Below are 2146 nucleotides of genomic sequence, written 5' to 3'. Positions count from 1 at the left end.
GGAATTCGCGCTTCTGGCGACACGTAGCTGAACATCGCAGACTGGTCGTGATCGGTTCCGCGCATCTCTCACCCCCTGATCATGCGTGTACCAACCGATTGACGGACCCGCACGGGGTTTTTCCGCAGCCTGCTAGTACTCCTCGGCAGTGGAGGCGAATCCCATGCAGCTCAGTTCTCCTCGCCCCCGGCTGCAATGGTGGTGGGCATCTCCCATGCAGGCGTTGCCCCGCCCGGCTGCCCGGGCCGCGAACGCAGATACCAGAGACAAGCCAGACAGGGGAGCAGGTACTTCTCCCAGGGAATCTGCGACTTCATCGACATCGTTACCGCGAGAGCCACCAGCCAGAATGAAAGGCCGGTACGCGGGAGAAAGCGCATCGCGCCGAGCATCGCCATCGCGTAGAAGACGACCATCCGTAGCAGCCCGCCTACTTCGCCCGGCAATAACCAGCGGGCTGCTCTGCCGAAGGGTCCGCCTGGATGATTGGGCGGCAGGAATGGCGGATCCGCAATGAATGCAGCCGCCATGACAGCTGCAACGATCAAGAGTGACCGCTGAGCCAGCCATGCGCGCGGTGGAATCTGCCGAAAGAGGATGGCCTCGGGCAGCGTGAAGTAGACCCCGATCCCCACCAGGGAATAGAGGCCGTATTCGAGAATGAACGCCAACGGCTCGAGCATCGGCGCCGGATAGGGAGCGATCCACCGGTCGAGACCGCGTTCGGGCGCGAGCCCACCCCAGAAAGCAATCCAGGCCAGCAGGGTGGTGCAGGCCACAAGCGGCCCAGCGATTTCGACCCAGCGTGCGTCTCCCTTCAGGAAACGCAGACACTCCCAAGCGGCTACCGCTGCCGGCACGAAGACCATGTATTGGCGTGTCGCGATCGCGATGGCGAACACGACAGCCGCCCCTACCCATCGGCTCCGCAGATGGAGATGCAGGCCCAGGACGACGAGTGCCGCTCCGGGAATATCCGTGTAGAGATGGACGGCCAGTGCCATGAAATACGGAAACAACGCGAGACCCAGCGCAGCACGCAGCGGCACCGTCGGATCCTCGGAGGTCCGCGGCAGCGCGATGGCTCCCAACAAGCCGAGCGCCACGAACAGGTTCAACAACCGACCTGCGAAGAGTCCATCACCGAACAGATGGTGCAACTGGCCCCATACCACGAAGGCGAAGGGTGTGATCACCTCCGGGTAGCTGCGCAGACTCTCGACGGATGGCGGCAATGGACCGACGAAGAAAGCGAGCGTCGTCTCGAGGAAGTGGACCTCGTCCTTCTCAGGCGCTGCTGCCAGGCCGTTGGAGACAAGCCAGGCGCCCACTCCGAGTACGAGCAGCGCACAAAGGACGAGCAAGTGGCGATTTCGGGCCAATGCGCTCATGTGCGCGCGCCCCCAAAACACGAAGGCCCCGCCGGCTTGATGCCGGCGGGGCCTACAGAGAGATCCCACCGTCGAGCTACTCTCCCACCGGGAAACCCGGCAGTACCATCGCCGATGTGGGGCTTAACTTCCGTGTTCGGGATGGGAACGGGTGTGGCCCCCACTCCATGGACGGTGGGAAAAACCTTGTCATGTCGGAGATCATGCGATCTCTGACAACCTAATAGCTTTCTGGGCCCATACGGGCAGCGGCTTCAGCAAACTTTTCTACTCGAATCCAATCATTGCATCGTCTCGTTCTTCCTCTTCTTGCGGAGAAGAAAACGAGTGGTCAAGCCTCACGGGTGATTAGTACTGGTCAGCTTCACGTGTTGCCACGCTTCCACCTCCAGCCTATCGACGTCCTCGTCTCGGACGACCCTTGAGGAGACCGAAGTCTCGGGGAGATCTCATCTCGGGGCGGGCTTCCCACTTAGATGCTTTCAGCGGTTATCCCTTCCGAACATGGCTACCCGGCGGTGCTGCTGGCGCAACAACCGGTACACCAGTGGTTCGTCCATCCCGGTCCTCTCGTACTAGGGACAGACCCCCTCAAATCTCCTGCGCCCACGGCGGATAGGGACCGAACTGTCTCACGACGTTCTAAACCCAGCTCGCGTGCCACTTTAATCGGCGAACAGCCGAACCCTTGGGACCTGCTTCAGCCCCAGGATGTGACGAGCCGACATCGAGGTGCCAAACCTCCCCGTCTATGT

At 61.6% G+C, this 2146-nt stretch carries 1 protein-coding gene and 2 rRNA genes; all 3 read right to left on the bottom strand.

Going from position 1 to position 2146, the window contains the following annotated elements; all coding sequences use genetic code 11:
• Positions 1-170: 170 nt before the first annotated feature.
• The gene (locus GY937_13585) at positions 171-1391 is read right to left on the bottom strand and encodes a hypothetical protein (GenBank protein MCP5057737.1); all 1221 of its coding nucleotides are present in this window, start codon (positions 1389-1391) and stop codon (positions 171-173) included.
• Positions 1392-1454: 63 nt separating this feature from the next.
• Positions 1455-1570: ribosomal RNA gene (rrf, locus tag GY937_13580) — 5S ribosomal RNA — on the bottom strand.
• A 148-nt stretch (positions 1571-1718) separates the two neighbouring features.
• Positions 1719-2146 (bottom strand): 23S ribosomal RNA (locus GY937_13575); the annotation flags it as partial.

The organism is bacterium (genome assembly GCA_024228115.1).
Lineage (GTDB): Bacteria > Myxococcota_A > UBA9160 > UBA9160 > UBA6930.
The sequence above is the reverse complement of the archived record's forward strand: the minus strand, read 5'-3'. Positions and strand labels throughout refer to the sequence as shown.